This window comes from Variovorax sp. GrIS 2.14 (assembly GCF_046115955.1).
Classification (GTDB): domain Bacteria; phylum Pseudomonadota; class Gammaproteobacteria; order Burkholderiales; family Burkholderiaceae_C; genus Variovorax.
The window spans coordinates 1-2,351 of the sequence record NZ_JBJXIA010000081.1 but is presented as its reverse complement, the minus strand read 5'-3'; the positions used below and the strand labels follow the sequence as shown (position 1 = coordinate 2,351).

2 protein-coding genes are annotated in these 2,351 nt (G+C 60.3%); both read right to left on the bottom strand.

The features are described from left to right. Positions 1 to 24: 24 nt before the first annotated feature. Positions 25 to 834, bottom strand: coding sequence for a c-type cytochrome (locus RCH10_RS27520; protein WP_409054831.1), 810 nt, complete (start codon positions 832 to 834; stop codon positions 25 to 27). Next, positions 834 to 2,351 (bottom strand): cbb3-type cytochrome c oxidase subunit I (locus RCH10_RS27515; protein ID WP_409054830.1); only part of this gene is annotated, 1,518 nt, incomplete at its 5' end. The genes RCH10_RS27515 and RCH10_RS27520, both read right to left, overlap by 1 nt.

Sequence of the window (2,351 nt, the reverse complement as noted above, 5' to 3'; positions counted from 1 at the left end):
GCTGAGCAACGGCGTCTGCATCGTTTATTTTTCGCCGGCGCTTGCTTTTCGCGCGTAGAACGCCGCAACGTCTTGGATCTCCGCCTCTGTCATGGCGCGAACCATGTTCCGCATCTGCGCCTGAGAGTCGTTGCGGCGAGTGGCGTCCTTGAACGCTGACAACTGGCCTACAAGATAGTCCTTGGGCATTCCTTCGAGCCAAGGCGTGCCTAGCTTCTGATCCACGCCCCCGTGGCATGAAATGCAGGGCGCGATGTTACGCATGGGATCACCCACGCGCACCAGCGCGGGAAGCTGCTCGTCATAGGTAGTGGGTGCGGTACGCGCTTTTGGAAGATAGGCGTAGTACGCGGCGAGGTCTTCGATATCGCGCTGCGAGAGGCTGCGAGCCAGCGCTTGCATGACAGAGTTGCGGCGTTGACCGCCTTTGTAGTCCTCGAGTTGCTTCATGACCACCTCCGGGTACTGTCCAGCGAGATTGGGTGCATTCGAGACGCTCATGCCTTGGGCTCCATGACACATGGTGCAGTTCAGCGCGAGGGTTGCTCCGCGGCCTACGGCGTCGCTCGCGCCTGCGCGTGCCATCGAGCGCTCCAGCACAACCTCGGTCGACAGAGGTCCGTGTTTACTGTCGAGCGCGCTTGCCGACGACTTGGAAGGGACTCCTGCCGCCTGGCAGATGCTCGCCCAAAGCCCTTCGGCAGTGAAGTCGCCGTGCACTGACGGAAGCCAGACGAAGCCCACCAGAAACGCGCCTAGCGTCAGCAGGACAAGAGAAACCACGCTGCGTCTAAACCAGGGATTGCGCCAGGTGAGGCCTTCATGTTCTGTCATCAGCGGCTCCCGATGGGAATAACGGGCACCGACGCCTCCTTGAGCATTGTCAGTTGCGCAATCGGGTATCCGTAGTTCACGACCGTCAGGCCGATCATCATTGCCACCCAAAGGCCGAAGCCGTTGAGCAAGGCGGGGGCATGATCCGACGGGTGCGCGGCGCGACTGAACGTAAAAGGCCTCGCATCGAAGGCTTCGCCCGCCTTGCGCCGGTGCGCCATTGCCAGTATGTAGATCAAGAGCACAGCAGAGATCACAAGCAGCAGCCCGCCCACGGTCGAGGCGATGACCGTCCAGGCTTGGGACTGGATCTCAGGATGCGTGTAGTCGTAGTAAGCCATGCGTCGCGGCATGCCGAGGAGGCCGACAAGATGCCAAGGCATCGAGAGCACCATCATTCCGACGAACCAAAGCCACAGCTGGGTTTTCATCAGTCGCTGCGGCAGTGGCGCGCAGCCCGTGAGTTGTGGCCACAGTTCGTAGGCGACCATGAAGTACATGATCACGATCGCGCCGGCGAAGATGAGATGGAAGTGACCGGTGACCCACTGCGTGTTGTGGATGGTTTCGTTGAGCTGATAGCTCATGTTGATGATGCCGCCTGCCCCTCCGAAGCCCAGCATGATGAAGGAGAACGTCACGGCCAGCATCATGGGATTTGCCCACGGCAGCGCCTTGACCCAGCCGAACAGCCCCTTGCCGCCGCGCAGCCTGCCAGCGATCTCGACAGAGGCAACGATCGTAAAGACGGTCAACAGGGTTGGCACGGAGACCATCGCCGTCATTGCGGCGTGGACGAACTTGAAACCCGCACCCACTTGCGGATCGGCAAACAGGTGGTGAATGCCGATGGGCATTGAAAAGACCAGGAAAAGAACGAAGGCGATGCGCGCCATGCTGTCGCTGTAGAGCCGTCCGCCAATCGCGCGCGGCACCATCGTGTAAAAAGCGATGTAGGCCGGCATCAGCCAGAAGTAGACAATGGCATGCAGCGTCCACGAAAAGAAGACGCGGGCCAATCCGGCGTTGATCGTGTCCGTGAAGCCTAGCGCGGCCGGCAGTATCAACACCAGAATCTCGACGGCTGCTCCCACCGACGTCCAAGCCCACAGGTACGCGCCTGCAACGTTGCCAAACATGGCCAGAGGCACGGCGGAACCCGGATTTTCTTTTTTCCAGGCCCGCAAGTTGATCGACATCAAGCCCACCCAGATCCACGATCCGACGACCACCAGCACGACGCCCAGGTAGTAGAAGGGGCTAGCGATCATCGGCGGATAGAAGGTGTACAGCACCGACGCCCGGCCCAGCGCCATGGTCGCCGAAGCCAAGGCAGTGCCAGCGATCACGAGCCAGAATCCCACCCAAGCCCACCTCAAGCCGATTAAAGGTTTCTTTAGAGCCAGTTCTGTGATCGCGTACCCAAAGCCCATTGCAACAAGGGTCGGCATCACGTAAGCCATGACAGTGCCGTGTGCGGTGACAGAGCGGTAATAGTGCTCCGGGTTGTTGACCCA

Bases quoted from the DNA above. Each gene is read 5' to 3' on its own strand.
- RCH10_RS27520 (WP_409054831.1), bottom strand. From the start codon at position 834: ATGACAGAACATGAAGGCCTCACCTGGCGCAATCCCTGGTTTAGACGC.